Annotated in this window: 31 protein-coding genes and 1 pseudogene; 5 read left to right on the top strand and 27 right to left on the bottom strand. The window is 65.5% G+C overall.

Annotation, left to right across the window (positions count from 1 at the left end; translation table 11 throughout):
- Nucleotides 1-52: 52 nt before the first annotated feature.
- The 7 genes from BDD21_RS26505 to BDD21_RS26475 form a co-directional block, all read right to left on the bottom strand.
- A complete protein-coding gene (locus tag BDD21_RS26505) occupies nucleotides 53-277 on the bottom strand; it encodes a hypothetical protein (RefSeq protein WP_147431244.1) in 225 nt (74 codons plus the stop codon).
- A 32-nt stretch (nucleotides 278-309) separates the two neighbouring features.
- A complete protein-coding gene (locus tag BDD21_RS26500; protein WP_120800200.1) occupies nucleotides 310-705 on the bottom strand; it encodes a DUF6573 family protein in 396 nt (131 codons plus the stop codon).
- A 121-nt stretch (nucleotides 706-826) separates the two neighbouring features.
- On the bottom strand, nucleotides 827-1,186 hold the full coding sequence (locus BDD21_RS26495; protein WP_120800199.1) for a hypothetical protein: 360 nt from the start codon (nucleotides 1,184-1,186) through the stop codon (nucleotides 827-829).
- 16 nt (nucleotides 1,187-1,202) lie between these two features.
- On the bottom strand, nucleotides 1,203-1,463 hold the full coding sequence (locus tag BDD21_RS26490; protein WP_120800198.1) for a hypothetical protein: 261 nt from the start codon (nucleotides 1,461-1,463) through the stop codon (nucleotides 1,203-1,205).
- Between the two features lie 12 nt (nucleotides 1,464-1,475).
- Nucleotides 1,476-2,165 (bottom strand): hypothetical protein, encoded by a 690-nt coding sequence (locus BDD21_RS26485; protein ID WP_147431243.1) that lies wholly within the window; start codon nucleotides 2,163-2,165, stop codon nucleotides 1,476-1,478.
- Nucleotides 2,162-2,602 carry a hypothetical protein gene (locus BDD21_RS26480; protein WP_147431242.1) on the bottom strand — a complete coding sequence of 147 codons (441 nt, stop codon included), beginning with the start codon at nucleotides 2,600-2,602 and terminating at the stop codon, nucleotides 2,162-2,164. Before BDD21_RS26480 ends, BDD21_RS26485 begins: the two co-directional genes overlap by 4 nt.
- A 2,143-nt stretch (nucleotides 2,603-4,745) precedes the next feature.
- On the bottom strand, nucleotides 4,746-5,315 hold the full coding sequence (locus tag BDD21_RS26475; protein ID WP_120800195.1) for a hypothetical protein: 570 nt from the start codon (nucleotides 5,313-5,315) through the stop codon (nucleotides 4,746-4,748).
- A gap of 234 nt (nucleotides 5,316-5,549) precedes the next feature.
- Between BDD21_RS26475 and BDD21_RS26470 the strand changes: the two genes are divergently transcribed.
- Nucleotides 5,550-5,804: a hypothetical protein gene (locus BDD21_RS26470; protein ID WP_147431241.1), complete on the top strand. Its 255-nt coding sequence runs from the start codon at nucleotides 5,550-5,552 to the stop codon at nucleotides 5,802-5,804.
- Nucleotides 5,805-5,956: 152 nt separating this feature from the next.
- On the opposite strand, the gene BDD21_RS26465 is transcribed toward BDD21_RS26470, so the two are convergent.
- The 5 genes from BDD21_RS26465 to BDD21_RS26450 all read right to left on the bottom strand — a co-directional run bounded on the left by BDD21_RS26465 (nucleotide 5,957) and on the right by BDD21_RS26450 (nucleotide 9,493).
- Entirely contained in the window at nucleotides 5,957-6,145 is a 189-nt protein-coding gene (locus BDD21_RS26465; RefSeq protein WP_120800193.1) for a hypothetical protein, read from the bottom strand.
- Between the two features lie 1,269 nt (nucleotides 6,146-7,414).
- Nucleotides 7,415-7,699, bottom strand: coding sequence for a hypothetical protein (locus BDD21_RS26460; protein WP_120800192.1), 285 nt, complete (start codon nucleotides 7,697-7,699; stop codon nucleotides 7,415-7,417).
- Nucleotides 7,700-7,811: 112 nt separating this feature from the next.
- Nucleotides 7,812-8,357 carry a disulfide bond formation protein B gene (locus tag BDD21_RS26455; protein WP_120800191.1) on the bottom strand — a complete coding sequence of 182 codons (546 nt, stop codon included), beginning with the start codon at nucleotides 8,355-8,357 and terminating at the stop codon, nucleotides 7,812-7,814.
- 13 nt (nucleotides 8,358-8,370) lie between these two features.
- On the bottom strand, nucleotides 8,371-8,526 hold the full coding sequence (locus tag BDD21_RS28145) for a DUF5993 family protein (protein WP_170164967.1): 156 nt from the start codon (nucleotides 8,524-8,526) through the stop codon (nucleotides 8,371-8,373).
- 97 nt (nucleotides 8,527-8,623) lie between these two features.
- Complete coding sequence (locus BDD21_RS26450; RefSeq protein ID WP_147431240.1) at nucleotides 8,624-9,493, bottom strand: SGNH/GDSL hydrolase family protein; 870 nt, start codon at nucleotides 9,491-9,493, stop codon at nucleotides 8,624-8,626.
- A gap of 390 nt (nucleotides 9,494-9,883) precedes the next feature.
- Here BDD21_RS26450 and BDD21_RS26445 point away from each other — a divergent pair, with 390 nt between their 5' ends.
- The gene (locus BDD21_RS26445; protein ID WP_120800189.1) at nucleotides 9,884-10,207 is read left to right on the top strand and encodes a hypothetical protein; all 324 of its coding nucleotides are present in this window, start codon (nucleotides 9,884-9,886) and stop codon (nucleotides 10,205-10,207) included.
- A 129-nt stretch (nucleotides 10,208-10,336) separates the two neighbouring features.
- Here BDD21_RS26445 and BDD21_RS26440 read toward each other — a convergent pair whose 3' ends face one another.
- The gene (locus BDD21_RS26440; protein ID WP_120800188.1) at nucleotides 10,337-10,645 is read right to left on the bottom strand and encodes a hypothetical protein; all 309 of its coding nucleotides are present in this window, start codon (nucleotides 10,643-10,645) and stop codon (nucleotides 10,337-10,339) included.
- Nucleotides 10,646-10,909: 264 nt separating this feature from the next.
- Between BDD21_RS26440 and BDD21_RS26435 the strand changes: the two genes are divergently transcribed.
- Together BDD21_RS26435 and BDD21_RS26430 are read left to right on the top strand one after the other, a co-directional pair.
- The gene (locus BDD21_RS26435; RefSeq protein ID WP_211335237.1) at nucleotides 10,910-12,085 is read left to right on the top strand and encodes an AAA family ATPase; all 1,176 of its coding nucleotides are present in this window, start codon (nucleotides 10,910-10,912) and stop codon (nucleotides 12,083-12,085) included.
- 13 nt (nucleotides 12,086-12,098) lie between these two features.
- A complete protein-coding gene (locus tag BDD21_RS26430; protein WP_120800186.1) occupies nucleotides 12,099-13,193 on the top strand; it encodes a ParB N-terminal domain-containing protein in 1,095 nt (364 codons plus the stop codon).
- Between the two features lie 623 nt (nucleotides 13,194-13,816).
- On the opposite strand, the gene BDD21_RS26425 is transcribed toward BDD21_RS26430, so the two are convergent.
- From BDD21_RS26425 to BDD21_RS29335, 14 genes and pseudogenes are all read right to left on the bottom strand, one after another.
- A complete protein-coding gene (locus BDD21_RS26425; protein ID WP_120800185.1) occupies nucleotides 13,817-14,362 on the bottom strand; it encodes a thermonuclease family protein in 546 nt (181 codons plus the stop codon).
- Nucleotides 14,359-15,453, bottom strand: a complete 1,095-nt coding sequence (locus BDD21_RS26420) for a metal-dependent hydrolase (protein WP_120800184.1) — start codon at nucleotides 15,451-15,453, stop codon at nucleotides 14,359-14,361. Before BDD21_RS26420 ends, BDD21_RS26425 begins: the two co-directional genes overlap by 4 nt.
- Nucleotides 15,453-16,451 carry an ATP-binding protein gene (locus BDD21_RS26415; RefSeq protein ID WP_120800183.1) on the bottom strand — a complete coding sequence of 333 codons (999 nt, stop codon included), beginning with the start codon at nucleotides 16,449-16,451 and terminating at the stop codon, nucleotides 15,453-15,455. The genes BDD21_RS26420 and BDD21_RS26415 overlap by 1 nt, the downstream gene beginning before the upstream one ends.
- Nucleotides 16,409-17,056: a hypothetical protein gene (locus BDD21_RS26410; RefSeq protein ID WP_120800182.1), complete on the bottom strand. Its 648-nt coding sequence runs from the start codon at nucleotides 17,054-17,056 to the stop codon at nucleotides 16,409-16,411. The genes BDD21_RS26415 and BDD21_RS26410 overlap by 43 nt, the downstream gene beginning before the upstream one ends.
- Before the next feature lie 219 nt (nucleotides 17,057-17,275).
- Nucleotides 17,276-17,494: a hypothetical protein gene (locus BDD21_RS26405; RefSeq protein WP_120800181.1), complete on the bottom strand. Its 219-nt coding sequence runs from the start codon at nucleotides 17,492-17,494 to the stop codon at nucleotides 17,276-17,278.
- Nucleotides 17,495-17,512: 18 nt separating this feature from the next.
- A complete protein-coding gene (locus tag BDD21_RS26400; protein ID WP_120800180.1) occupies nucleotides 17,513-18,358 on the bottom strand; it encodes an ExeA family protein in 846 nt (281 codons plus the stop codon).
- Nucleotides 18,355-19,808, bottom strand: a pseudogene (locus BDD21_RS26395) (DDE-type integrase/transposase/recombinase). Before BDD21_RS26395 ends, BDD21_RS26400 begins: the two are co-directional and overlap by 4 nt.
- Nucleotides 19,809-19,853: 45 nt before the next feature.
- The gene (locus BDD21_RS26390) at nucleotides 19,854-20,474 is read right to left on the bottom strand and encodes a hypothetical protein (RefSeq protein ID WP_120800179.1); all 621 of its coding nucleotides are present in this window, start codon (nucleotides 20,472-20,474) and stop codon (nucleotides 19,854-19,856) included.
- Nucleotides 20,475-20,596: 122 nt separating this feature from the next.
- Nucleotides 20,597-21,103 (bottom strand): hypothetical protein, encoded by a 507-nt coding sequence (locus tag BDD21_RS26385; RefSeq protein ID WP_120800178.1) that lies wholly within the window; start codon nucleotides 21,101-21,103, stop codon nucleotides 20,597-20,599.
- A gap of 10 nt (nucleotides 21,104-21,113) precedes the next feature.
- Nucleotides 21,114-22,229: an OmpP1/FadL family transporter gene (locus BDD21_RS26380; protein ID WP_120800177.1), complete on the bottom strand. Its 1,116-nt coding sequence runs from the start codon at nucleotides 22,227-22,229 to the stop codon at nucleotides 21,114-21,116.
- Nucleotides 22,229-22,843, bottom strand: coding sequence for a fatty acid desaturase CarF family protein (locus tag BDD21_RS26375; protein WP_120800176.1), 615 nt, complete (start codon nucleotides 22,841-22,843; stop codon nucleotides 22,229-22,231). The genes BDD21_RS26380 and BDD21_RS26375 overlap by 1 nt, the downstream gene beginning before the upstream one ends.
- Nucleotides 22,843-23,871 carry a patatin-like phospholipase family protein gene (locus BDD21_RS26370; RefSeq protein ID WP_120800175.1) on the bottom strand — a complete coding sequence of 343 codons (1,029 nt, stop codon included), beginning with the start codon at nucleotides 23,869-23,871 and terminating at the stop codon, nucleotides 22,843-22,845. The genes BDD21_RS26375 and BDD21_RS26370 overlap by 1 nt, the downstream gene beginning before the upstream one ends.
- A gap of 48 nt (nucleotides 23,872-23,919) precedes the next feature.
- Nucleotides 23,920-24,183: a hypothetical protein gene (locus BDD21_RS26365; RefSeq protein ID WP_147431239.1), complete on the bottom strand. Its 264-nt coding sequence runs from the start codon at nucleotides 24,181-24,183 to the stop codon at nucleotides 23,920-23,922.
- 214 nt (nucleotides 24,184-24,397) lie between these two features.
- Entirely contained in the window at nucleotides 24,398-24,616 is a 219-nt protein-coding gene (locus tag BDD21_RS29335; RefSeq protein WP_120800173.1) for a helix-turn-helix transcriptional regulator, read from the bottom strand.
- 115 nt (nucleotides 24,617-24,731) lie between these two features.
- On the opposite strand from BDD21_RS29335, the gene BDD21_RS26355 reads away from it, so the two are divergent.
- Entirely contained in the window at nucleotides 24,732-25,172 is a 441-nt protein-coding gene (locus BDD21_RS26355; RefSeq protein ID WP_120800172.1) for a helix-turn-helix transcriptional regulator, read from the top strand.
- Nucleotides 25,173-25,186 lie beyond the last annotated feature (14 nt).

The raw sequence follows: 25,186 nt of genomic DNA, 5'->3' as shown, positions 1-25,186 counted from the left end.
GCTGCTAGGAACCGAGCGCTAGGGGGCGGCAATCCCCCTAAGCGCTCTCTCATCAGAACGGGCTACCCCCGTCCAGCAATCCGGCCGGCTTTGACAGGTCCATGCCCCAATAGGGCGGCTGGTCACCGATCGGCAACGCGGCTTCCGGGCGTTTCAGGAAAGCGACGACCTCGCCCAGCTGTACCCCGTCGCGATCGAAGAATGTGAGCGTCTGCCACCAGCACACGAAACCGCCATCACGCGGCGCGGTTGCTGCGGTCACTTCGATGTGATCCACGTCGTGAACACGGAAAGATGCATTACTCATGACTAGTCCTCATCGGGTTGCATGATGGTGATGACCGGTTCGCCCCGGTCTCCGGGTCCGATGACGAGGGCGAGAGTCACGCGCGAGGGGCGTAGTCGACCGGAGCCGATCCGCAGGACCGAGAAGGTCAGGCGGCCGGAGTGGGGTCGACCACGAGCCGCCAAATGGGCCATGGCGAGCAGGTCCCAGAGACGCCCGGTCTCGTCTTGCGGGGCGACCTCCCGTGCCTGGTCCCACACGACGCAGTCGGCCCAGACCTTGGCCGTTAGGGCGACCGGGACTTTGAATCCGGCATCACACGCCAGATCCGTGACATCGATGAGCCTCCCGTCATCGAGCGCTTGGGCACGCGTGTAGGCGTAGATCATCACGCCACCGTCAAACAGGTTTAGCCTCATTGCTACCTCCAAGGGTTGAGCGCCAGCCGGCGCGGTGAGTACCCGCCAAAGGGCGGGAAGGATTCGAGCTGTTTTCATTTCTCAATTATACACGATTCGTGTATTTCGGGAATGAAGAATGTCAATATCGTGTACGTTTTGATTGCTTTTTCCCGAGATTGGGACCAGTGCGATTGAGTGCCTGAGCGGGCGCGCAACTCGGCTTGAACGTGTCCGAGCAGACCGGGGCAGCGACGCGACCCCACAACCAAAGCACCAAAAGCGCAATGGCGGACATCACCAGGTAGCCGCCGAGCCCCGACAGGACGCGAACCAGCCAGGGCGGCGCGCTGGTCCAAAGCGCGACCAGCTGCAACAACCAGCGGCGTGGCGCCAACGGCAGCAAAGCGAGGAAGAGGCCCCAGATGCGGCGGGGCAGCGGAGAAGGCGTGCTGCGGAATCCCCGACACAGCGCGCGAAAGCGACGATAGCCGGTATACATCGAGACCCCCCCGAGATCACCAACGGCGAAAAGCGCGCGCGACCGGAGCCGACGGCTTCACGGCCTTGCGCCCGACCAGGCGCGCCAACCAAGGGGCGTGATCGGCCGTAATGGCGGGCAGGACGCTCAGCTGATAACCGGGATCGAGCTCGGCGATCTCGTACTCGTACTCGTACCAGTCCCCGGGACCGGCGGCGCGTGCGCCCGAGGGCCAGCGCGCGCGGGCTTGCGCTTGTACGGTTGCAGGGAGGTAGTGCCAATGGGTGGAGTAACGCATGTGAGCCTCCGATCAGGCGAAGAGGTCAAGGGATGAAGGGGGCGACCAGACGGCCGCACCGGCAAGGACACCGGATGTGATCGGCGACCAGGAGCCGCCGGCGGCGAGAGCGGGCCAGGACGCCAGGGGCAGCTCGACGACAGCGCCGACCGGGAACACCACCACCGGAACACCCAGCCGAGCAGCGGCGGTGACCGAGGCCCAAGTTCCGGATCCGCAGGAGGGCCAAGGCCCGGCGCGGAACGGATACGACGGCAACCGCGAGGGCCAGGCGACCAGGCATGAGCCACAGCTACTGGCCGCGACCAGGCGCACGGCGGCGAGCGAGCGGCGGGCCAAGCGGGCGCGCAGGTCGACATCCGGGCCGCCACCGGACCACCAGGACACCGAGGCCCCGGCCCGCTGGGCTGCGGCGACAACCGTGACCGCAGAGCCGGACCAGGACCCCGGCGCCGAGTAGCGCGAGGCGGGAGCCGACGGCGCGACCGGCCCGTGAGCCGCGAGGACCGATAGGGCCATAGCACCAGGCGCACCCTGGGCGAGGGCGGCACGGATAACCTGGGCATCGGCGCCCGTGGCGCAGCCCGTGACCAGGTGCGACCCGTCCGCGACCAGATCCGCGACAACCGCGGTGATGTTGGCCTCGCCCGGCGCGAGATCGCGCGAGCCGGCGAGCATGACCAGGGACATGGGCGAGTTCATGGCCGCACCAGATTCAACCAGGCCGCGCGGAGCTGGGCGCGTGCGACCGAGGACGAGATACCGGCGGGCAGCCTGACCTTGACCGCGAGAGGAGGGGCGAAAGCGGAGAGGGGACCAGCGCGGTAGACCGCGCAAGCTGTACCGGGCTTGGTCTGGGCTTGCCAGCCCTGGGCCTTGACGCAGGCCGAGACTGCGGCGGCGTGTGCGGGATTGCGAACCGGCACGAAGAGGCAGCGAGGCGAGGGCAGATCGCCCTTGCGCATGGCACGCCAGGCCCAGACCAAGCCGGAGGAGGACACGCGAGCGACCACGCGCCCGGCGTGGCGCGCGGGGACCGAGAAGAAGCCGCGCGGGGCGGGAACGGGCGCGGGGGCGACGCGGGCGAGGTTGGTCATGGCTGGTTCCGGTGTGCTGTAGATAAATACAGTATAGCACACATAGCGAGTACGGCAAGAGGAAAATACATAGAAAACAAGCGCTAAAGGTTCCACGTGGAACCTTTGAGGGGCACAAAAAGTGTTGACGCCGAGCTTCTCGAGGCTGATGCTGATGCGAGCACCCGCTTCCCTGGGGACGGGAGGGGATCAAAATCCTCAGTGCGAAGCTTCAAAACCTGAGCGTGTGAACAACCACGGAGCCGCTTTGCCCTGCCGACGCTTCACACCCGGCAGGATCAGTAGCCCGCCGTGGAGTGGAAGCAAGGTGGAGAACGCCTAGAGCCGCTTAGGGCGCGTCTTTTGCGACCTTAGCGGCTCTTGGCGTTACTACCTTGCTTCCACTCCACGGCGGGCTACCCTGCCCGAGGGTGTGAAGTGGCGGCAGGGCAAAGCGGCGGGTCTCGGGAATACGCTCCCTGCGGATCTGCGCAGCAGTTCCGCTCTTGGGGCATCGCGCAACCTGACCACGGCTGCTGCCCGACAGTGACTCACGTCGTTTGTGAGTCTCTGTCGGGCTGGCTTCGAGGTCTCGGACACCGGCATCGGAATCCTCAGGTTCGGCTGCCCCCGCCGGAACGGAGTGACCGGCGCTGTTTGCCGGGCACGACCCGGCGGGGGCAGACGCACCTTTTGGAGCTTGCGACCCCGAAGGGCCGGGGTGCGGGCCCTCCCGCATGTAAATCCTACGGTCGTGGCCAAGCGGCTGTTGGCGTTGTTTGCCAAGAGCCGCTTGGCCACGCTCTTCATCTGCCGAGGGTTCGTCGAAGTGAGGAGCCCTGTCCCGGAGCGCGGAGCCGCTGCTGGCGTCGTTTGCCAGTGGCGGCGGAGTGTGCAGGGGCAGGGCGGGGTGGCATCGGGAAAACGCTCCCTGCGGATCTGCGCAGCAGTTCCGCTCTTGGGGCATCGCGCAACCTGACCACGGCTGCTGCCCGACAGTGACTCACGTCGTTTGTGAGTCTTTGTCGGGCTGGCTTCGAGGTCTCGGACACCGGCATCGGAATCCTCAGGTTCGGCTGCCCCCGCCGGAACGGAGTGACCGGCGCTGTTTGCCGGGCACGACCCGGCGGGGGCAGACGCACCTTATGGAGCTTGCGACCCCGAAGGGCCGGGGTGCGGGCCCTCCCGCATGTAAATCCTACGGTCGTGGCCAAGCGGCTGTTGGCGTCGTTGGCCAAGAGCCGCTTGGCCACGCTCTTTAGCTGCCGAGGGTTCGTCGAAGTGAGGAGCCCTGTCCCGGAGCGCGGAGCCGCTGCTGGCGTCGTGTGCCAGTGGCGGCGGAGTGCGCAGGGGCAGGGCGGGGTGGCATCGGGATGAGCATGCGCCGTACGTGCGATCTCGACCACGCGAGAAGGTCTCGGGTCGGGTGCCACGTGCTGCGTCCGGCCAGGGACGGCCGGCCGCCCTCCAGGGATGGACACCGTCTCGGGTCCGCTCGGCATCTCGGCGGGCGGACATTCCAGGCCGTGACATGGATGGAGGTCGAGCCGCCGACGTTGCGACACCTGCCGGCCTGGTCAACCCATAGGAAGTTCGGACGACTGTGAAGGTGCGTTGAGTCGTGCCGTTCGCAGCCGGTGCGCAGGAGCCGGGACCATTCGGGAGTATTTGCGATTCGCCGACCGGATGGAAGGCTTCGGCACTGGTGACCCATCCGAAGTCGGGGGTGCGCTCGGGATAGCGCTCAGATGTGGAAACGGTGCCGGATCCCGTTCGTGATGCGAGAAGGATTCGGTCGGGCGGTCCCCCCAGCGGGCGCGGGGGGGAAGATGTCCACACAGCCGTGCCCCTGGCGCCCGCCTTGCCGGCGCCCGACGGGGACGCCACCACCTGAAGCAGACTGCGGCGCCGTTGGGTGCTGATCTGCAAGGCGGGTGACAGGGGCACTCCTTGATTGCCGAGGGTGCGTCGGAGTGAGGAGCCCCGTACCGGAGCAGCGAGCCGGGTCAGGCGTCGTATGCCTGTCCCGGCGAAGTGCGCAGGTGCGGGGCGGGGTTGCTCTCCGGGATGAGCGTGCGTCGGACGGGCCGACCTCGCAGGCCGTGCAGAGGTCGGCAATTCGTACGGTGTGCGAAGACACCGGTATCGGCATCCTCATCCTCATCCGAGATTCCTGCCCCCGACGGAGAGGAGTGAACGGCACCGCTCAGCCGAGTATCGATGTCCCATGAGGGAAAGCGATCTCGTCCGCTTCCCGTCTGGCGATGAGCTCGGCAATCTCCTGGACGCGGTCACGCGACGGGCCATTGAGGTTTCTGCCGTACCTCGCATCGTAGTGCCCGCAGTAGTCGGCCGCGAGCTTGTAGCCCAAGCGGGGGTCGTCCGGATGCCGGAGGCAGATCGTGAGCGCATCTTCGATCAGCAACAGCGCTTTCGAGTGGACCATGCGAACTTGGCCCCAGCTCAGGCTCCTGTAGTCGGACTGGAATGCCTCGAGCCGCCCATGAAGTTCCCGCATCGCCCGTGGATTCAGATCGCCGCGCGCCTGGATGTCCTCGAGCAGTGCGCGCGCTTGCGCCAACAACGCGGCTTCCGGCTCGGATGCCGGTGTTTCGCCGGTTGTCGCCTTCTCGGCGATCCAGAGGGCGAAGGCGATGAGGCGCCCTGGCTTGTCGAACCACTTCTTCAGGACCGACAGGCGGACAAGCTCCGCAAATCCTTTGCGGTCGATCTCCTCGACGATGGAGGCGAGTTTTTGATGAATCGTGAGTGCCATAGGCCATTCGGTCGGGTCGTGCCGATGAGATGGATTGTCGGGGTCAACGCCGTGGTGAGACAACCGCACGGTTGATCGCAGAGGTCGTGGTGGTTGCGACGCGAGGCTTTCCGAAACACTCCTCGGTGCGAGACTATGCGGATTGACGGACACCCCCAGGAGTAATTTCGGACATGGTCGATATCAGGATGAATGTGTCGCATCGCGACGGCAGGGTTTGCCGTGGGGTCGTGTATGGGTCTTGAGGATCGGGATTGGTATTGGAAAGCGCGGGATGAGCGAGACCAGCGGTTGGCGGGGAAAGCGCCGCGTGCTTCGGCTCGGACGCGTTCGTCGGGTCCCGGTTTCGGCTCGGATCTTGGCCCCGGACCGGAGATCGACTTCAGTCGCTACGAAGGTCTGTTCAGGCTGCTGCTCGTGCTGGTCGTGTTTTTTGCTGCGATCGTGTCGATCGCGTTCGTGTTCGTGACTGTCCTGAGAATGCTGTAGAGCATCAGAATGCTGTAGAGCATCGAGCATCGAGCATCGAGCATCGAGCATCGAGCATCGGCTCGGGTCCGCCCGAGCCGCCCTGGGTTCGGTTTGGCGGATCGGGGATCGAAGAGGCGAAAGCCCCGTTCCTGGGGCCTTCGTGCGACGTGCTAGTCCCCGTCGCTGTCCTCCGCGTAGAGCCCGGTCCCGCAGCTCTCGCATCCGTCTTCCGGCGTCACCTCGTCGCCGCATTCCTTGCAGAAGTGGACCGGGTAGTCCTCGCCGATGTCGTAGCGCGTCGCCCCTTGCCCCGCGTCCAACCACAAGGCATCCGGGTAGTCTTCGATGTTGCGCGTCATGGCGTTTCTCCTTGAGCTTCGGCAACCCTCTGTTCGGGTCGTCTCCTCGTCAGCGGTTGGTGTCTGATCCTGTCAAGGGAGGGGCCCCGTCCGATTGTCGGGGCGCGATCGGGTCGGATTGTGTTCTACGGGATAGGGTTCAGGCGCCCCGACAAGCGGATGGGGAGGTGCCCTTGACAGGATCAGACCCCCGCTAAACTTTGGAGACCCGAGCAGAGCGGCCCTGCTCCGATGGTCCGCATCACTGCGACTGCATGCGCCGCGAAGTGGCGTAGCCGTCTTCGCGGCGGTGTGCTAACTCGTTACCCCGGCGTCGGAGCCGGGCGCCCGATTCGCGGAGCTATCAGCCGCGCCGACGCCGCGCGCGCCCGGCGAGACGCCCGTCAGGGCGGCGAATCGCGCGCGGATGAGCCGACTCCACCGACACAGCGCCCAAGGCGCGGCAAGGCGGCTGAGAGGTTCGCGGATCTCTGCCGTGCTTGCGCACACCGCCATCAAAATCCCCGGCCTCGGCTGCCCCCGCCGGACAGGAGTGACCGGCGCTGTTTGCCGGGCACGACCCGGCGGGGGCAGACGCACCTTATGGAGCTTGCGACCCCGAAGGGCCGGGGTGCGGGCCCTCCCGCATGTAAATCCTACGGTCGTGGCCAAGCGGCTGTTGGCGTTGTTTGCCAAGAGCCGCTTGGCCACGCTCTTCATCTGCCGAGGGTTCGTCGAAGTGAGGAGCCCTGTCCCGGAGCGCGGAGCCGCTGCTGGCGTCGTTTGCCAGGGGCGGCGGAGTGTGCAGGGGCAGGGCGGGGTGGCATCGGGAAAACGCTCCCTGCGGATCTGCGCAGCAGTTCCGCTCTTGGGGCATCGCGCAACCTGACCACGGCTGCTGCCCGACAGTGACTCACGTCGTTTGTGAGTCTTTGTCGGGCTGGCTTCGAGGTCTCGGACACCGGCATCAAAATCCCCGGCCTCGGCTGCCCCCGCCGGACAGGAGTGACCGGCGCTGTTTGCCGGGCACGACCCGGCGGGGGCAGACGCACCTTATGGAGCTTGCGACCCCGAAGGGCCGGGGTGCGGGCCCTCCCGCATGTAAATCCTACGGTCGTGGCCAAGCGGCTGTTGGCGTTGTTTGCCAAGAGCCGCTTGGCCACGCTCGATCCACCCCCAGCGGGGGCCGTGCGGAGGTGCGGGGCGGGGGTGGCATCGGGATGAGGGTCGAGCAGGCGTCGCGGTGCTCGGCGGCGAGAACTTGATCGCGGTCGGGCGGACAGCAGGCAATCAGTGCATGGACTCTTTCCGCGCATTCTGGATCACCGCTTCCATGGTCGGGCAGGCAGGAGCGCCTATCTTGAGACGTTCGCGATACCACTCAATGAGCAGGGTGCCCAGCATGTCGGTCGTGAATAGAGGTCGGTTGCTGCCGTCGTCGTACAAGGTGCAACCGGATGCCTCTGCGGCTGCCGTCACGAAGCCGGGCCGCAGGATCAGGGAGCCGGTCTCGGGATCTCGTCCGATGACCGGCCATTCGGCGTCCTCTGGGATGCGTAGGAGAATCTTGTTCATGGATGGTATGCGTTTCCCTGAATCTGCGGTGCTAAACCACCATCGGCACGGTAAGGGTGTCGGGGCTTGAACTAGCAAAGGTCATGTTTCGCTTGTGGTTCGGTTCCATGGGTCACTCAAGCATCTCGTACCCGGTCGGATTGTCGGGGCACAAGCCAAGGCCGCACTCAAGGAAGGTCGAGAGGGCATTGCCGACGACCAGCAGGGTGAACAGGACGAGGGCGGTTCGGGCCAGGGTGCCGATGGGTTCGTGCTCCGCGGGGGATGCTTCGAGGCGGGCGTCGAACAGCAGCAGGACGGCGCTGCCGATGACGATCAGGGCGAACAGGATCGCCGCCCAGGTGTAGAAGTGGAGCCCCAGGAAGGGCTCGCCGAAGGCACCGGTACCCGGCACGATGTGCAACAGGATTTGGCGCAGCGCGACCGCGCCGCCGGCCATGGCTCCTAGGATGGTCAGGGCATAGTGGCTGGGCCGGGGACCGAACACGAGGTTCATCGCCAAGCCGAACCCGGCGAGGACAAAGCCGACGCGCTGCAGCAGGCAAAGTGGACAAGGTAGCTCGTGGTTCAACAGCTGGTCGGAGAACGCCACGGCAAGTACGAGACCGATGGCGATCAGGCCGAGTGCGTCGAGGCTGCGGGCGATCCTGTACGTCATGGTGGCGGCCTCCTCAGAAGCTCAGCGCCAGCGGGTCGCTGGCATGCAGATGGAACAGCCACAGCAGCGACAGGAGGGCGAGTCCCCAGAGTGTCAGGGCGATCCTGCGCCGCCGCATGAGGAGTGCGCCGAGGGCCAGGGTGACCAGTGCGAAGGGTAAGACCATCATGGGGGGTTCCTCCTGAGGGATGGCGCCCGGTCGCCGTGCGCCGCAGGAGCCGTCGGCTCCGGAGCAAAACACGGCGCGACGCCCGCCGTCGATACCGTCAGAGACCCAGCAGCCCCTCGAGGACCGGCTCGATGCGCTTGGCGAGCTTTTCGTAGCCGCCGCCGTTGGGATGGATCTCGTTTTGCCAGTCGTGGCTGTCTCCGCGGTGGCCGAGCATGGCTGGGGTCAAGGTACCCCGGGTATCCAACACGTGGAACTCGGGGATCTTTTTCGAGCCGACCGTGAGCTCCAGAATTCTCTCGGCCAAGCGATCGGTCAGGTAGTCGGCGAGTTTGACCCGGTCCGCAGGGGGGATATCCCGATCGTTGAATGCCCGATGAAGCCAGGGCCCGAGGCTCCCGAAGATGAAGATGGCCGGCGCGTCTCGGGGCGTGGCGTAGTCGTAGGTGTGGGCGAGGATCGGCACACCGCGGCTCGGGCCTCCGGGGACGTCGCGCATTGCGGCGATGCGCCGATACCCGTCCTGGACGTCGTCGAGGAGCGCGCCGAGCTCGGCAGCGTCGCAGTAGTCGGCAGGGTTGCCGGGATGGGTCGGTCGGTCGCTCTTCGGCAGGACGATCTTGCCGGCCGCGTTGATCAAGTCGTTGCCGCCGCCGCTCAGGAGGATGGCATCCCAGCGCTGGATCCCAGGCGATAATGCCTCGCGCAACTGTTGGCTTCGGGCGATGCTGGCCATGCTGACGATGGTGTCGCCGGGCGACCCGCAGTTGACGATTCTGGTCTGTTTGCGGAAACGAAGCTCAAAGAGGAGGTTATAGGATGGTATGCCGCTGATGGTGAACCAGGAATCTCCTTCGGCGAGCAGATTCAGATCGGGAAACGTCGGGAACCCCTCATGATCGAACACTTGGCGGAGATACTCGTGCCAGGGGACGATGGACGGACGGTGACGGCCTCGTCTCGACATGCTCGGCTCTCCTCTGAAAGTGATTCGGCTGGGCTTTTTGGCGGGTTGCCGCCTGACGCGCACACATACCGCATCCCGGCCAAATCCACAAACGGCGATTTCGGGTCGTTGGCGCGGGACGCGGTCCGGAGGGTGCGACCATCATCCGGGCGAATGCGGGCGCGATGGCGTGTCCCGGCCGGTCGTCTCTGGTTCATCGGTTTATGTCAACTCCGATCATAGCAAATAGCTTGATATACCTGAGCAGGCGACTTGACATAAAGTGCGTTATACGAAATGGGCCGGACGATCGCCTGATTCGGCCGGGCGTCGTGGTTGCGGGGAATCCAGCCGCTGGCTATAAGGATCCGTCATCCACTCGCACCACCAACACCGATTGTAGGAGACTCGATGATTGACGTCATATTGGAAGCGCGTCGGCTCGCCGCCGAGACAATCAAGCACTTGGACTGCGGTTATTATTATGGCTGGAAAGACCTAAAGGAAGTGGAATGCACGCTTAATGGCGCCGCGCAAATCCTGGATCGTATCGGGCATTACGAGGCCGTTCAGGTGTTGAGTAGGCTCGTCGCCGATTTGCCCTCGCCGAATTGCAGGGAGAACGACGTTGGAGACTACGAGATGCGCGAGCTGCGTGCGCAGTTGGCGCGGTTGAAAGAGGAAATCGAGAAACAGGAAGAGGAGATCGACAGACAGGAGTCGGTCACGACGTGACCGCAAGACCGATGCCGCGACAAGTGGTCAATACTTGATCGATCTAACGCCTCGGTTTGATTTAGCAGAGGTTTGCTGCAGGAAATGGATGTTCCAAGCTGGGTTATCCACAGCAACGGGGGATAACCGTCAATGCAGTGTACGATGCGCCCTACCCTCCCCATGCGTTCGCAGTTGCCGCAGCAGATCGGCCCTCCCCTCCAGTGTGCGCGCCAAGGCGTCGTCGATGCTCTCGCCGGCGCTCCCGTCGCCGAACAAGGTCGCGAGCAGGACGTCGAGATCGCCGTCGGTGCACTCGACCCACCCTGCCCCGAAGCCGCCCAACCATTCGCGCTGGGCTTCCATATCGTTCAGCGGCGGATAGTAGTCGTCGGGGGCAGTACCGCCCTTCGCCACGGCATAGCCGGCGCCGAACCAACCGATCTCGTGCGGGGGCATCCAGGAGTCTCCCGATTCGTGTGAGCGTGGACGAGGGTCGTTGCGGCCGAACCCGTCGTCCGGGTGATTTTGGCACCCGTGCATCCTGGCGTCGAACAGAGATGCTGCCCTACCCTATCCTCCTACACCGGTGTATTTGCGCTAACCGAGCCACTGGGCATGGATTAACGTTATCGGTTTCATTTTCTGTCTATTAGCGCTTTTATCGTCTATCCTTCTCGAAAAGCGATAACTGTCGAGGGCCAACGGGTAGCGATCATGGAAATGGAAGATACAGGCTTGGACCCGCTGAAATTCCTTCGCCAGCGCGCCGAGGACGTGCTCGAGAAGTTGCGCGAGGATGTCTTCGCTCCCGAGGGCACGAAGACACTGCGCAAGCTGTGGTCGATCTCGGAGGCGGCGGAGCTGGTCGGGCGCAGCCAGCAGTCGATCCGACTGGCGGAGAAAGAAGGCAAGCTGCCCTCCCCCGGCCTCCTGGAGAATGGTCGGCGCAGCGGCTACTCGCTGGATGCCGTCAATCGGATGCGCGACCTCTTCGGGACCCGTCCGTGGCGCTCGCCACAGGATCCGCCCCTGATCCTGAGCTTCTCCAACTTCAAAGGCGGGGTCGGCAAGAGCTCGTTCGCCTGTCACTCGGCACAATACTTCGCGATTCAGGGCTATCGGGTCCTGGTCGTCGATCTGGACAGCCAGGCGAGCACCACGACGGTGTTCGGCTTCAATCCGGATCTGCAGATCGGGCATGACGAGACCATCGCCCCCTATCTGCTCGGCGAGCAGCACAGCCTTCAGTACGCCATTCGCAAGACCTACTGGCCGGGGATCGATCTGATTCCCAGTGCCCTGCACTTCTACAGCGCCGAGTACGAGTTGGCGGCGCAGGTGGCCGGCAATGTCGAGCTGCTGGAGACCTTGCGTGCCGGTCTCGAAGGGATTGCGGACAGCTACGACATCATCATCCTGGATCCGCCGCCTGCGCTGGGTCTGATCTCGATCAGTGCGCTGGTCGCGGCCAATGCGCTTGTGATTCCGGTGCCGCCAGCGAACATCGATTTCGCCTCGACCACGCATTTCTTCAGCATGGTGATCGATACGCTGGAGACCCTGCGCAGGCATGGGGTCGACCCGAGCTACCGTTTCGTGCGTGTTGCGCTCTCGAAGTTGGACGAGCGCAAGTCTACGCAGACGGCGATCGCCGAAATGATGAGAAAGGTCTTCGGTTCCTACCTGATGGTGTCGCCCATCAAGGACAGCGCCGAGATCGACAATGCATCGGCAAGATTCGAGACGGTCTATGAGCAACCCGTCGCCTTGACGTCGCGCGAGGTCCATCGACGCTGCATCGCGTATCTGGACGGGTTCAACCGCGAGCTCGAAATCCTGGTCCGGCGCACGTGGCCGAGTCATCACGAAGCCCTGCGCGAAGCGGGGCTCATGTAGGGGGCGTATCGTCATGAAGAACCGCAGCCTGCTCTCGGGGATTGCCGATCGGATCGAGCAGGGGCACGAGGGTGCCGGCTCGGGGTCGGCCGGGGATGAACGTGCGGGGCCGTTTGGGGCGAACATCGCCGGTATCACGAATCCACGGGCACCCGGCCAGCCGAATGCCGCGATTCAGAAGGCAACGATCCAGCGTTTGCACTGGGTCGATCCGGCGCGTTGTCGGCTGTGGCAGCACCACAACCGTGACTACCAGCTGCTCAACGCCGAACGGTGCGCGGATCTGATCGCAGGCTTCCGCACGCTCGGGCGCCAGGAGCGTCCGGCGATCGTGCGCAGCCTCAAGGGTGATGCGCGGATGGGAGCGGAAGGGGCGGAACATGACTTCGAGATCTTGTCGGGGGCACGTCGCCACTGGACGGTCTCCTGGCTTCGCATGCACGGCGAGATGAATGGCGAAGGCGAGCCCTACCTCCTGCTGATCCAGGTTCGCGACGAGCTGGACACCGCGGCGGCGTTCGAGCTGTCGGATGCGGAGAATCGGGGCCAGCGCGACATCTCGGATTACGAGCGGGCACGGGAGTATCGGTGGGCGCTGGAGAGCCTCTACGAGGGGAACATCTCGCGGATGGCGGAGGCGATCCGGATCGACCGCTCGAACCTGAGTCGGCTCCTTGCGCTTTGTGACATGCCGGACGAGCTGGTTCGGGCGTATCCGTCGATTTTGGAGATCCGTACCTCGCACTGGCGGCAGCTCAGCCCGATCTTTTCGAGCGAAGAACCGGCTCAACGGGATGCGGCCAAGCGCATCCTGGCCTTTGCGCGCTCGCTCGCCAAGGCTCGGGCCGAACATGGCCACAACCTGCCGATGACGGGCGCTGAGACACTGAATGCCTTGCTGGACGCGGCCAGGGAACGCAACAGCGGCAGAGCCAAGCGCGGCATGGTCGTGGCCACGATCAGCGCCAAGGCAACCGGTAAGTTGGCGATGCGGATCAAGCGCACGATGCGGGGGATGACGCTGGAGATCCCGAGGGCGTCGGGTGCGACGAAGGACGAACTCTACGCGGCGCTGCAACAGGCGGTCGACGACCACTTCGAGGAGTAGGGGGCGGGTTCCGGTGAGTCGTGCCCGGGGCGGTGGATCCTCGCCCTACCCTGCCCGGCCGATGCCGGGTGCCCCGACCGAGACAGGTGGGTGTGGGACGAAAAAAAAGACGGCGAAAAAACCCGTCCAATACCCACGCACAAGAGATCGTGTCATTTCAGCGCCAGGATGCCCGGCATCCGCGCCTTGCTCGGCCCGAGCGAGGCTTCGTTCGAGGCGCTTCTTTCGGCGACTGTGGCAGTTGCCACAGCACCGATCCGGGTCGATACCAGGCACTCGTCCGATGCGTTCGTCTGCCTTAAAGCCGCTCGATGGCCGACTTAAACAGTCGACTGTGGCAGTTGCCACAGCCCCGAACCGCGTTCCTTCCGGACATCGATAACCCGGTCGATCATCGTTCAGGAAGCGGGTCGTTCCCGGCCAACGGTCGAGCCGATCGACCATCGTCCTGGCTACCCGGCAACCGACTAAAACGGTCAATTGTGGCAGTTGCCACAGCTCCGACACGCATCGCTTCCGGACATTGATCGAGCCGTTCGTTCATCGTTCAGGCCGCTCGAAGACCAACCAAAGCGGTCAACTGTGGCAGTTGCCACAGCACTTCATGGTCGCCCTACTTGCCCTCATCGGGATCCGCGTCGGTGATCCCAGGGGCGTTGATGGTTACCGGCGCTTGACCAGATCCCGAGCCCACCGCTCCGTGCCGCCCGCTCGGCGGCAAAAAATCGCGGGTCCTGACAATAGCGCGGGTAAACCGCCGCTTGACCGGCCGACACCATCGCCAGATTCAGGCTCGCACCGTCCGCTGTCAGGATCTCCCCGATCTTGCGTCCGTAGCGGTCGGTGTCGTGGATCCGAATGGCGACCTCGCCGGGGGTCATGCGCCGCAGATAATCGCGGCTCTCGCGGCCCCATGGCGCCTGCGACATCTCGGGGGCGTCGATGCAGTAGAGGCGCACCTGAAGCCGCTCTCCGTCACAGACGGCTCGGAGCGTGTCGCCGTCATGGATGGATGCCACGGTGCAGGCACGACCCTTAGCGTCGAGGAGCGACCAGTCGCCGATGTCGAGACCTGTCAGCGCCCAGGGTACCAACAGACCAATCAGCGCCAGAGCCCAGAACAGGGTCAGCCGATGGTGGGCAACGTCCAGGATTCCGGAGCCGCTCATTCCAGCCACCTCATGATGCGTGGGTCGATGGTCGGTGCAGCAGGTCCGATTGGCCCGAGTTGCCCCGGATCGACCCCTGGTGCATGACGAGCCTGAACCGTCAGCTCGACCGCGATAAGAGCGCGCTTGTCCCACGCATCCAACATCTTCGGCGTTGCATAGAAAAGCGTGACCTGGTCACCGGAGATCAGCACAGTCGGCAGGGCCGCCTTGGACTCGGGCGCGATGAAGTCCCCGATCAAGTAGATCTCGTCGGCTGTGAGCGGGGCGAGCGCTGCCCGAAGAGCATCGCCGGTCGCGACCTCGGCACTGAGCGTGAACGAGGTGGTGATCTGATGTCCGGCACGCGTCAGGTCCGCATGGTCGGCGTACCAGTCGCAGGCGGTGCCGCGGCACGCCGAGCGAGGGCCGGTCGGTGTGGCAATCAGGAAGCCGTCCTCGCGCCAGGGACCGATGACCCGATAAGTCCCCGAGATGTCCGCATAGGAGATGTTGTCGCGACCGCGGATGGTGATGGTAAAGCGCAACCTTCCCTTGTCCGCGTCAAAGTCCTTCCGCGCATTGCCGATGTCGCCGATCGCCGAGCGGATCAGCCCGGTGGTTCCCTCGGCACGCTGCGCCAGCGGCATCATCACGAGACCGAACCCAACCATGACGAGCAGGAACCACAACTCGCCTTGTCCCAACACCTCCATTCGATACCTGGGATTGCCGGGCAGGACGCAGCGGGCAAGGGACGGCCAGAACCAACAGACGCCGGAGCGGGTCATCATGTCGGCGATCGAATGGGAGATCCAGCCTGCGGCCAAGGCGATGAAATAGCCGGTCGGGATCAGCCACCAAGCGATGGTCAGGACCACGACCTGCGCCGCCAGCGAGTGGGTCAGGGTGCGATGGCCGAAACGCGTGCCGACCCAGGTGGACAGCGGCGGGACCAGTCGCCCGATGTAGGACTGCCGCGAGTCGAGATCCGGGAGCATCGCTGCGGCGAGTGCCACAAGCGACTCGGAGATTGCGGGAGGATTCCCGGATGCGGCGCAGACCGCAAGATAGGCGCTCTGAGCGGTGACAAGGTGGGTCGGCGTCAGCATCAGCGTCCCTGGCTCGACATCCGCCGGGCAAAGAACAGCATGAGCGAGAACATCGAGGTGCCGACGCCGGCCAACACCATCAGTTCCTGAATCCCGATCCCGCGCGAGACATAGCGCAACGCCATCAGACCGACGGCGATCACCAGGAGCATCGGTGTCATGTCGATGTAGGTGATGGCTGACTCATGGTGGAAGCCATGAAGGGAATGGCGAGTCACCTCGCGCTCGTTGACCGCGGCGGCGAGCATCCCAACGACGGCCTCGGGCAGCCCGCGCGATTCGCGCACGACGCGCGTCACGAAGGCGCCCCGGACCGTCTCGGTCTCGAAGTCGATGGGCGTGCGCTCGAGGTGCCCCTCGACCAGCGCGCGACTTTCGGAGCCGATCAGCGGCTTGAGCTCAAGCGTGACCTGAAACCGCCACAACAATCGCATGACCTTGTTGCGACGGTTCTGTGTCTCGATCCCGGCCGCGACCTGACAATGCTCGGCGAGTTGGTGGAGCATGTCGGCCTGAGAGGGAGGAACCTCCAAGCTCTCCACGAACAGCACTACATCTTCGCGCCCCTCCAACGAGTTGAGGACCAAGAGGATGACCTCCTGGGCTGGCAGTCGCACGATGGTGCGTTGGATGTGTTTCCAGGCGATACGCCCGGTGCGCTCGGCCTCGGCGCGAAACCGCGGCGGGATGAGCCGCTCCGGGACCGTCAGGCCGACGGCGTGATGCACCTGCTCGGCCAACTCGGCGACGAACGTTTTCGGTGTGGCAAGCGTCGGGCAGAGACAGATCCGCTCCTCGGCGAGGCGAATCCGCACCTCGCGCAGGAGCGAGCGCTTGCCGATGCCGGGTTGTCCCTTGATCAGGACGCTGTGTCCGATACGCAGGGCGGCGAGTCCCCGTTCCAGCTCGGCGGAACGCCCGACGAAGATCGGATCCGGCTCGGATGCCGGCCCGATCAGTTCGTCATCGCCGTCAACAGCGCCTGCAGCCGTGACCATTCCTCACCTCCGTAACGCCGTGCGAGCGTCAGGCGCAGCGCGTCCAGCTTGCCCGATTCGCGTTGCCAATCATGCTCCGCGCGTTGCATGGACTCGGCCTCGCGCCACAGCGACTCGGCGGGATCGAGTCCCTGGGTCACCCGCTCCTGACGATACTCGAGCCGATCGCGCGTGAAGAGCCGGAGGGTATCGAGTGCCTTGACCTGACTGGACAGCTCGCAGAGGCTCTGGATGTCGCCCAGCAGTGACACCCGCGCGTTGTCTTCTTTGGCGACCAGGGTCGCGCGGGCCTTCGCCTTTTCGATCTGATTGGCTCGGTCCCAGAGCGGGATCTCGACGCGCAGGGCCGCCCGGCCACCGGCCTCGCCCGTCTCGAAGGTGGTGTTGGTGTCGTAGCCCAGGCTCAACACCGCCTTCCAGTCACGCTGCTTTTGCGTCTCGGCATGCGCGGAGCCCTCGGCGATCAGGACTGGGTGAACGGTGCCGACGAGCACCAGTGCCTCTTCAAGCCGAGCGCTTCCGGGGCAGTCGGCGCGGACGTGCAGGCCAGCGAGGACCAGCGGAACAACGAGCAGCGATCGGCATCGGCGGGACAGAGTGCGCATGCTTGCTCATGCCGCACGATCGGACCGGGATGGCGTGTTTGCCGCGATGACGCCCTCGGGGACCGTGTGCGAGGCGAGCCTCCCGGAGGTGAGTGCGGTCAGCGATTTTGATGGTGGCGTGATCAAGTTGCGTGATGGGGTTCGGTGAAGCGCTCCCCGGTCTCGCGCGGCCGGGGTGTGGGCCGACGGCGCGAGGTGGATCAAGCGCGGTGACGGGACTCAGAACAACAGGGGATCGTCGAAATCCGGTCCGTCGAACAGGTCCGGTTGGTGGTCGTGAGGCCGGTTTTCCTCGCGTTCGGCATCGCGGATTTGGGAGGCGTAGCGGGTCTCGAACTGCTCGGTCAGTCGGAAGAGGACCTCCCGGATGGCGAGGACCGCATCATCGGACAGGGGTGGCCAGAAGAATGGCTGCAGGGTGGTGTAGGGCTGCGGCATGGTGGTGCTCCGAGTCGGTTAACGTGGCAGGGCAGCCCGCCGCGGGGTCGTGGTGGCGGGCGGGGTGAAGACCTCGAGGAACAGCGCCTCGTCGAGCTGGGGCCGTTCCTGCCGGGCGGCGACGGCGAGCAGCTCGGCGGCGAGTGAGGCGAGGATGCGGTAGTTGCCGGCGGCGTGGTCGCAGAGGGTGTGTTGCAGGGGCTCGCTCATGAGTGCGGCGTTGCCGGCGCTGGCGCACAGGTGTTGCAGGCAGGCGAGCAGCTCCTCGCGGCGCGCATGCTCGGTGGCCAGGCGGGTGCGGATGCGCGAGCCCAGAGGCAGCAGCTCCTCGCGGCGCAGGTGATCGGTGAGGCGGGTATCCCCGGCGAGGACGACGCACAGCAGGGGTTGGGAGTCGAAGCGGGCGCTGGCGAGCAGGCGCAGCTCGTTGAGCACGGCGGGGCTCATCTCTTGGGCCTCGTCCACCAGCAGCACGGCACGCCGACGCGTCGTCTCCAGATGGCCGAGCCAGGTGGCGCGCAGCGCCTTGAAGCCGCCCCAGCGGTTGTGCGGACGCAGCGGGACGCTGAACAGCTCGCCGAGCTCGCGGTAGAAATCCCCGAGGCTGCTTTGGGGATGGTCGATGGCGCCGACGCTCAGATCCGGGAGCCGGGCGAGACGCTCGGCGAGCAGACGCAGCACCACGCTTTTGCCGGTGCCCGGTTCGCCGTGGATCATCGCAAACCCGCCTTCGCGGATCTGCGCCTGTTCGATGCGCCACAGGAAGTGTTCCACGCGCGGGGGGATGTAGAGGGCCTCGATCGGCAGTTCCGAGGAGAAGGGATGCCATTTCAGGCCGTAGAGGGCGAGCAGTCGCGCATTCATCGGGTGTCCTCGGCGGTGTTCAGGGGCAGATAGGCCGGCGGCAAGCCAGTCGCGGCATGGGTCTCGAGGAGCTGGCGCAGCAGCGGCGCCATCCCGCTCGGTGTGCTCGGTTGCGGCACCGGTGCGCCGGGCACCAGCGCACGGCGGGCCTCCCCGGCATTGGCGGCCTTATCCAGCGGACGCAGGGGGCTCAAGATCGCACCGCTGTGCGGATCCACCAGATCGACATGGGCCAGATCCCAGCGCGCGTAGCGTAGATGCACCGTCTCCAGGGCGCGGTAGCGCGCGGGGATCTCCAGGCGGATGCCGGCCAGGCTGACGGTGCCGTCGGCACGGCGCTGGCGCCGGGCGACCTCGATGCGAAAGGCCGCGCGCAGGGCAGCGGCGTCCGGACAGGGGCGCGCCACGGTCGGGCCCTCCAGATAGCGCGCCAGCGGCGTGGCGGCCAATTCCGAATGGGTGCTGCGGTGATACTCCTGCTCGACCCAGGCTTGGGTGGCGTGGTTGAGGGCCTGCAGCGTCAGCCCGGACTCGCCTTCGAGCATCGCCATCAGGCGGCCTTCCACGCGACCCCAAAAGGCCTCTTGCTTGGCATTTTGATAGGGCGAATAGGGCAAGGTGGTCTGATGCAGGACACCCAGTCGGGCCAGTCCGGCCACGGTCTCCTCGGCCAGCATCGCCGCGCCGTTGTCGGTCATCAGGGCACGCGGCAGGCCGCGCTTCATGAACGCCTGCGACAGCCCGTGCACCAGCACCTCGGCGGTCTCGTTGGTGTACCACTGCAGGTGACAGAGCAGGCGCGAGCGGTCGTCGATGACGCCGAACAGCAGCGGCGTGAGCCAGGTTCCCGCCGCGGTCAACACCTTGCGCGAGCCGTGATGGAAATCCAGGTGCCACAGCGCCGAGACGTGCTCGACCTCGAAGCTGCGCACCTCGCGTTGTTCCAGGCGATCGCGCGCGGCCAACGCGCCGGCGGTGTCGCGCTTGGGCGCGGCACGGCGCACCATCCCGTGGGCCTTCAAATAGCGCCGCACGCTCGGATAGGACGGCACCGGGGTGGCGGTGCCGGCGAGGCTCGCGGCCAGGTTGTCGCGATGCAGCTGGGCGGTCCAGCCGGGATGATCGCGGTACTGCGCCTGCAGGGCCTCGCGTGCGGCGGGCAGCACACTCGGGAAGGCCCCGCGGTCGGCGCGCACGCGATTGCGCAGCACCGCCACCGGATCGGGGGCGGCGCGGGCGGCGTAATACCAGCGCTCGAGGGTCGACACACCGAACCGAACATCCAGGCCGGTGACGGGATGGCGCCAGGTCTTGGCTGCCAAGGCGGCGAGTGCCGCCTGCAGGTCGCCGTCCGGCGGCGGGGCGGCGGGGCGGCGAGCAAGGGTCCGATGATCGCAAAGCGCACGCGGGCCCACCGCTCGCGTTGCGGAACCTCGATGGGAATCGGCATCCGGGTCTCCCGGCTACGGTGCCGGGGGTTCCGGCACCTTCGCGATCAGCCTAGCGGGGTACCCGGACGCCTTCGAGCTGCATCCTCTGCGTGGCGTCGGCCGCCCTCGTGCAGCCTGCACGAACGACTCGTCAAGGGACTCAAAAAGCGCAGCAACGCCGCCAGGGCGGCCGCGGCATCGCCGAGGAAGCGCTCGAGCAGACTCCCCGGCGCCTGCTGCAGATCCACCGGCGGGACAAAGCGGCCCTGCGCACCGCACCACAGCGGGGTCTGCGCCAACTGCTCCCGCCACCAAGTCTGCCAGCGCCGCAGGGTGCGGATCGGGACCGCCAACGTCGCGGCCAAGGCGTGCGCTTTGGGGTGATGCCCGGTATGGCGCACGGAAGCCACCACGACGATCACGCCGAGATAGACCCGACGGCCCAGGAACCGCACCGAGTTCGGCGTCAGGCGCCGCCGACACTGCGCACAGCAGAAGCTGCGACGCGTGGCGAACGCCTCGCGCCATGGCTCCGGACAGCCTCGGGGTTTACGGGGGTAGTCGGCCCGATGCAGCGTGCCGCCGCAGGCGGGGCAGCCCTCCGCTCGGGCGGCCTCGGCGAGATCCTCGTCGATGTGCAGCAACAAGGCGAAAAACGTGGGGCTTTCAAGTAAGGCGTGGCACACTGATGGAGTCTCTTTGTCTTCGCAAACAAGAGACTCTCCCGACGGGTGCTGTTGTTCAAGCACCCCGAGGGAGGCCCTCCGCTCTCCCTCATGAAAGATGACGATTTAAGGGGTAAAACCCATCAGGGAAGGTGGCCGTACTCAGAGGCACGCGAGCGGAAGCAGCGTTGCGTCCCCTCGTCGGTCAGCAACCAAGCTGCCGCCGCGACATCCTGTCCCCAGCAGTTCGGCCAGAGCTGGAGTCCCATCAGAACGGCGTTGACCAGGTCCTCGGCACCCTCCATGTTGCGATCGGAACGGGTGTCGCTCCCGCTCGTACGCAGCGGGGCGAGGATCTGCTCGACCGCCCCGGCCAGCGCACCGCCGAGGCGTGCACGATCGTCCATCCGATCGACCGGGTTGGAGGTAATGACGGCGAACGCCTGCGTCAGGTCCGACAGCCGTTGACGTGCACGCACATGCTCGTCCGCGCCGGGTGGGTTCAGCTCGGCCTGTTGCTCGGCGAGGATCAGCAGTAGCGCCAGATTGACCTCGACCGTGCGCATGGCTTCCTCGAAACCGGCCCGCCACGCCAGGCGGCGTGCGTCACGGATACGCCGCTTGAAAGGGATCTCTGTCTCGTTTGGCATGAGTACTCCTTCACCAACTTCGCGTGATGCCGGCGGCAAGGATGTCGCTGCCGGCGCTGTAGTCGATCGGGGGATGCTCGCCTCGCCCGCCCGCAAACCACAGATGGGCGTAACTCAAGCTCAGGCTCCAGGGGCCGGTGTGGTAGTCGAGTCCCCCCGCCAGCCAAGTTCGATCGCTGTCGGGCAGACGCGGCGAGCGAGCTGTGGCAGTTGCCACAGGCGACTGGTCCCAGGCGGTACCGAGACGCCAGGTCCAAGGCTCGCGGGTGTATTCCCCACCCAGGTCCAGGCGCCAGGTGTCGCGCCAGGCGTGCTCCTCGATGAGCCGGCTGCCGTCCTCAAGCCGGATGTCGAGCGCCTGCAGGCGGCTCCAACGCGTCCAGGTCGCACCCGTCATCAGGGCGATCTGCGGACGGACCGCCCACCGCACTCCGGAGCGCACGACTTCGGGTGTGGTGATCGGCACGGACGCACCCTGTCGGCCGCGCGGCGTGGTGGCCGTGCCGCGCAGCACATGATCGACGGCCGATGCGTAGGACAGACCGACGGCCACGTCGGGGAGCGGGGACCAGAGCATGCCGAGGGTCCAGCCGATACCGGTGTCGTTGCCTTCGACCTTCGAGACCCGATCGCCGAGAGGGGTCGGCACCGCCTGCGTCAGCTGCGCCTCGAAGGATTGCAGGAAAAGGCCGGCGCCCAGTCTAAGCGTCGGCGTCAGGGGGTAGCCCCCCGCGATCTGGACGCGGGCGGAGGTGATCTCTGAATGCAGCGCGTGATAGCGCCCGGACCAGTCGGCGGGATAGTCGGTGGCGAGTCCGAACTCGCCGTACACCCCGAGACCGATGCCGTGCGTCGTGCCGAAGAGCGCCGGAACCGCAGCTTCCGTGCCTGCGTCCTCGGGTTGAAGATGGTTCCAGAGATACGAGACATTCGCGCTCACCTTGGTGATCGTCGGCAGCGCGGCCGGGTTGAAAGCCACCGCCGAGGGGCTGACGACGGCCGCCTGACCGGCGTAGGCACGCCCGAGGCCCGCGGCGTCGCGCTCGATCAGGGCAAAGCCGGAGCCGTAGACGGGCGTGGCAGTCAGCAGGGATGCCATGACGAGGAGTCGTTGTGCCCCGTCCATCAGGCGACCCTCGGATACCCCAAGCGCGCCAGCACGGCGCTCAATCTGCGGTCGAGCGCCACGGCATCGAACAGTGGATTGCTCCACCCGCTGACGATGGCGTAAGCGCTCCCGTGCGGCGGGCGATGGTGGGCGTCGTGGGCGCGAGCCGAGACCACCAGCCCCATGCGCTGCAACGCGATCACCACCGGCCCGGGATCAGGGAGGTGCGACCAGCGGTGGATCACCTGCCCGAACCCCACGCCTAATGCTACCGCGCACAGATAGAGCGCCCAGCCCGGAGCGATCCACCCAAGCGCGGCCGGTGCGCTCAACAGCAACCAGGCTGGGAGAAGCAACGGCATGACCGGCGCCAGCACCTGCGACAACGACTCGCGTGTGATCTTCAGGCGGTCGGCATGATGCTCCTGGAAGCCGCGCGCCATCGCCGAGCGCTCGGCGCCGATGTGGTGATCGAGAATGACGTGGAAGACGTAGCTGCCCGCGTCGGCGGTGGCCCAGCCGGCAAGCAGGATCAGGGGCCACCACGCGGGCAGCGGGATCGCCTGCCACCAGAGTGCCGCCCAGAGTAGGAGCGTCGTCAACCACAGCAAACTGTAGTAACGCGCGCACATCAGGCTACCGCCTCTTCGGTGCTACCCTCCCACCAGCGTCTGTCGAGCGGCTTGCCTTGCAGGCGGCGCGCGAGCTGCCCGAGACGCTGATCCGCGCCGTCGGCCAGATGCGCCATCGCAACGGCCTGGAGCTCGTCGATATTTTCGATGTCGTCGAGGGGTGCGAGGCGTCCGGAGATCGAGGTCTGAAAACGCCAATAGTTCTTCGCCGGCAGCATAGTGCGGGCGGTGACATGGTCGGTGCCGGTCGCGCCGGTCATGAGCGCGCGCATGATCATCGAGCCATGCCCGAAGATCGTTTTGGGAATCTGCGTTTGGCCCTCCGGCGGCGCCCCCGTACCGAAGCTCGCGACCACGACGTTTTCGAGCGGGACAGCCCTGCCGGTCCCCTTGGCGTGACTCACCGACTCGCTGATCGCGAGCACCACCGGGTTGTTGGCGGTCATGCCGCCGTCCGCCATCGGATGCCTCACCCCGCTGTCGTCAAGCGCCATCAGGTGCGGATCCCAGAATAGCGGCGCGGCGGTCGAGGCCCGGCAAACCTCCCAGACCCTGAGATCCTTGTGTTCCTCTTTCGCGGAGGAGAAGACATGCACTTGCATGCTCTGGATGTCGTAGGAGAGGGCGAGCGTCGGCGGGGTAAGGTCACCCATGCGGGTGTCTCTGAAGATCGATCTGAGCAGAGCCTCCAGCCCCGCGCTCTCGTACTTGGCCATGAGACCGGCCCGAGCGGCGATACGCCGTCCTCGCTCCTTCATCGAGTGCGGCTTGGAGAAGGCGACGTGGGCGCCATTCAGCCACATCTCGCGCGCCTGCGTGGCGGTCATCCCCATCGCAAACCCACATCCGAGGATCGCCCCGACCGAGGTCCCCGCGATCAGGTCGCAGTGGGCATGCACGGGCCCGTTTAGGTAACGCTCCAATCGGTCGATCCAGAGCACGGGAATGATCCCGCGCACGCCACCCCCGTCGATCGTCAGGATCCGGTAGGGCTTGGGACGCAAGCCGAGCGTTTCGGCAAGATTCATGGTTCCCTCCCGCCGGCCGAAGCCGGCGTGGCACTAAGTCGGATCTGGTCAGTGAGGAGCCGGGTCGGCCGACTCGACCATCACGCCCTCCAGGGTCATCATCACCTCGCCCTGTTGGATCATGATCAGATCTCGGACGCGCTCGATTGCCTCGTTGTCCGTCGCCGTGGCATCGATCGCCATCGTCAACTTGCCGTCGTCCGTGCAGGTGATCTTCTTGACCCGGCAAGAGAGTCCCGAGATCTGGATGGTCTCCATGGATACCGAGGCGTCACGACCACCATCGGTGCGGAAGGTGCGTTCGGATTGCATGGCAAGGTCCCCCTGTGCGGTGAATGGTGCGGCGGTAGGTGCCGTCCCGTCGCTCCGTCAATGAGCAACGGCGATACAAATAGCACATTTAAAAAGTTTTGCCACTTTTTGTGCTATTTGATCGCAGGTGCAGAATCCGAGTACGGACTGACTGAGTCCGGCTCATGGGGCTCTGATGAACACCTTAAGTTAACCCTGCTCTGTCGTGACGCCATCAACCGACGGCTTCCGCATGGTCGTCGAAAAGATCGTGAACCCGAATCGAAAGGCCCTCAGCAAGCGTATTTAGCGTTTCCATTGTGGGGTTGGCGCCTCCTGTCTCGAGGCGACTGATCCAGGTCTGGGACAACCCGGTGCGTTCGGCCAGGTCTTCTTGAGACAGCCCAGCGGAAACGCGACGATGACGTAAGTTCCTCGCCAACGCATCTGACATGGTGATCTCCCTTGTACATTTAGTGTGTTTTTAGCACTTTTAGTATTGCTTGAAAAGCGCATCTGATTAACACTGTCAGTATTAAACTGACGGGCCCAACAGATGCGGCAGATCCATGAACGGCGAGCGATTGCGCGAGGCGAGGCTACGCGCCGGTCTGAACCAGACCGAGCTCGGTCGGCGTGTCGGGCTCAGCCAAAGCATGATCGGCGCAATCGAGCGAAGCGATCGCTCGGCGACACCCGAGACCGCACAGGCGCTGGCCGACGCCCTGGGGATCGCGCTCGACAGTCTGGCGGACAGCGCGGGTCATCTTCCGGACAGTCCGGATGCACTGCTGGAGAACCAGCACACAGCCGAGGGGCTGCGCGAGTTGGCCAGCGACCGGGTGCTGGCCGCAAGCCTCGACATTTTGCCCTCCGAGTGGCGCGCCTTGCGGTCGCTGGTCTTGCCGACCCCCGCGACCAAGGACGGATACATCGCCCTCCTGATCACCATCCGGCTGGTGACGGGAGGGCGGGGCACCCCGTCGCGAGACTCGACCGAAAGTCCCTGATACCTCTATGTGAT

Source organism: Thiocapsa rosea (genome assembly GCF_003634315.1).
GTDB classification, from domain to species: domain Bacteria; phylum Pseudomonadota; class Gammaproteobacteria; order Chromatiales; family Chromatiaceae; genus Thiocapsa; species Thiocapsa rosea.
This window is presented reverse-complemented; position numbering and strand designations above follow the sequence as displayed.

Coding starts and splice junctions, on each gene's coding strand:
- BDD21_RS26500 (WP_120800200.1), bottom strand. CDS start 705: ATGAGGCTAAACCTGTTTGACGGTGGCGTGATGATCTACGCCTACACG.
- BDD21_RS26495 (WP_120800199.1), bottom strand. CDS start 1,186: ATGTATACCGGCTATCGTCGCTTTCGCGCGCTGTGTCGGGGATTCCGC.
- BDD21_RS26490 (WP_120800198.1), bottom strand. CDS start 1,463: ATGCGTTACTCCACCCATTGGCACTACCTCCCTGCAACCGTACAAGCG.
- BDD21_RS26485 (WP_147431243.1), bottom strand. CDS start 2,165: ATGAACTCGCCCATGTCCCTGGTCATGCTCGCCGGCTCGCGCGATCTC.
- BDD21_RS26475 (WP_120800195.1), bottom strand. CDS start 5,315: ATGGCACTCACGATTCATCAAAAACTCGCCTCCATCGTCGAGGAGATC.
- BDD21_RS26470 (WP_147431241.1), top strand. CDS start 5,550: ATGGGTCTTGAGGATCGGGATTGGTATTGGAAAGCGCGGGATGAGCGA.
- BDD21_RS26465 (WP_120800193.1), bottom strand. CDS start 6,145: ATGACGCGCAACATCGAAGACTACCCGGATGCCTTGTGGTTGGACGCG.
- BDD21_RS26460 (WP_120800192.1), bottom strand. CDS start 7,699: ATGAACAAGATTCTCCTACGCATCCCAGAGGACGCCGAATGGCCGGTC.
- BDD21_RS26455 (WP_120800191.1), bottom strand. CDS start 8,357: ATGACGTACAGGATCGCCCGCAGCCTCGACGCACTCGGCCTGATCGCC.
- BDD21_RS28145 (WP_170164967.1), bottom strand. CDS start 8,526: ATGATGGTCTTACCCTTCGCACTGGTCACCCTGGCCCTCGGCGCACTC.
- BDD21_RS26450 (WP_147431240.1), bottom strand. CDS start 9,493: ATGTCGAGACGAGGCCGTCACCGTCCGTCCATCGTCCCCTGGCACGAG.
- BDD21_RS26445 (WP_120800189.1), top strand. CDS start 9,884: ATGATTGACGTCATATTGGAAGCGCGTCGGCTCGCCGCCGAGACAATC.
- BDD21_RS26440 (WP_120800188.1), bottom strand. CDS start 10,645: ATGCCCCCGCACGAGATCGGTTGGTTCGGCGCCGGCTATGCCGTGGCG.
- BDD21_RS26435 (WP_211335237.1), top strand. CDS start 10,910: ATGGAAGATACAGGCTTGGACCCGCTGAAATTCCTTCGCCAGCGCGCC.
- BDD21_RS26430 (WP_120800186.1), top strand. CDS start 12,099: ATGAAGAACCGCAGCCTGCTCTCGGGGATTGCCGATCGGATCGAGCAG.
- BDD21_RS26425 (WP_120800185.1), bottom strand. CDS start 14,362: ATGAGCGGCTCCGGAATCCTGGACGTTGCCCACCATCGGCTGACCCTG.
- BDD21_RS26420 (WP_120800184.1), bottom strand. CDS start 15,453: ATGCTGACGCCGACCCACCTTGTCACCGCTCAGAGCGCCTATCTTGCG.
- BDD21_RS26415 (WP_120800183.1), bottom strand. CDS start 16,451: ATGGTCACGGCTGCAGGCGCTGTTGACGGCGATGACGAACTGATCGGG.
- BDD21_RS26410 (WP_120800182.1), bottom strand. CDS start 17,056: ATGCGCACTCTGTCCCGCCGATGCCGATCGCTGCTCGTTGTTCCGCTG.
- BDD21_RS26405 (WP_120800181.1), bottom strand. CDS start 17,494: ATGCCGCAGCCCTACACCACCCTGCAGCCATTCTTCTGGCCACCCCTG.
- BDD21_RS26400 (WP_120800180.1), bottom strand. CDS start 18,358: ATGAATGCGCGACTGCTCGCCCTCTACGGCCTGAAATGGCATCCCTTC.
- BDD21_RS26385 (WP_120800178.1), bottom strand. CDS start 21,103: ATGCCAAACGAGACAGAGATCCCTTTCAAGCGGCGTATCCGTGACGCA.
- BDD21_RS26380 (WP_120800177.1), bottom strand. CDS start 22,229: ATGGACGGGGCACAACGACTCCTCGTCATGGCATCCCTGCTGACTGCC.
- BDD21_RS26375 (WP_120800176.1), bottom strand. CDS start 22,843: ATGTGCGCGCGTTACTACAGTTTGCTGTGGTTGACGACGCTCCTACTC.
- BDD21_RS26370 (WP_120800175.1), bottom strand. CDS start 23,871: ATGAATCTTGCCGAAACGCTCGGCTTGCGTCCCAAGCCCTACCGGATC.
- BDD21_RS26365 (WP_147431239.1), bottom strand. CDS start 24,183: ATGCAATCCGAACGCACCTTCCGCACCGATGGTGGTCGTGACGCCTCG.
- BDD21_RS29335 (WP_120800173.1), bottom strand. CDS start 24,616: ATGTCAGATGCGTTGGCGAGGAACTTACGTCATCGTCGCGTTTCCGCT.
- BDD21_RS26355 (WP_120800172.1), top strand. CDS start 24,732: ATGAACGGCGAGCGATTGCGCGAGGCGAGGCTACGCGCCGGTCTGAAC.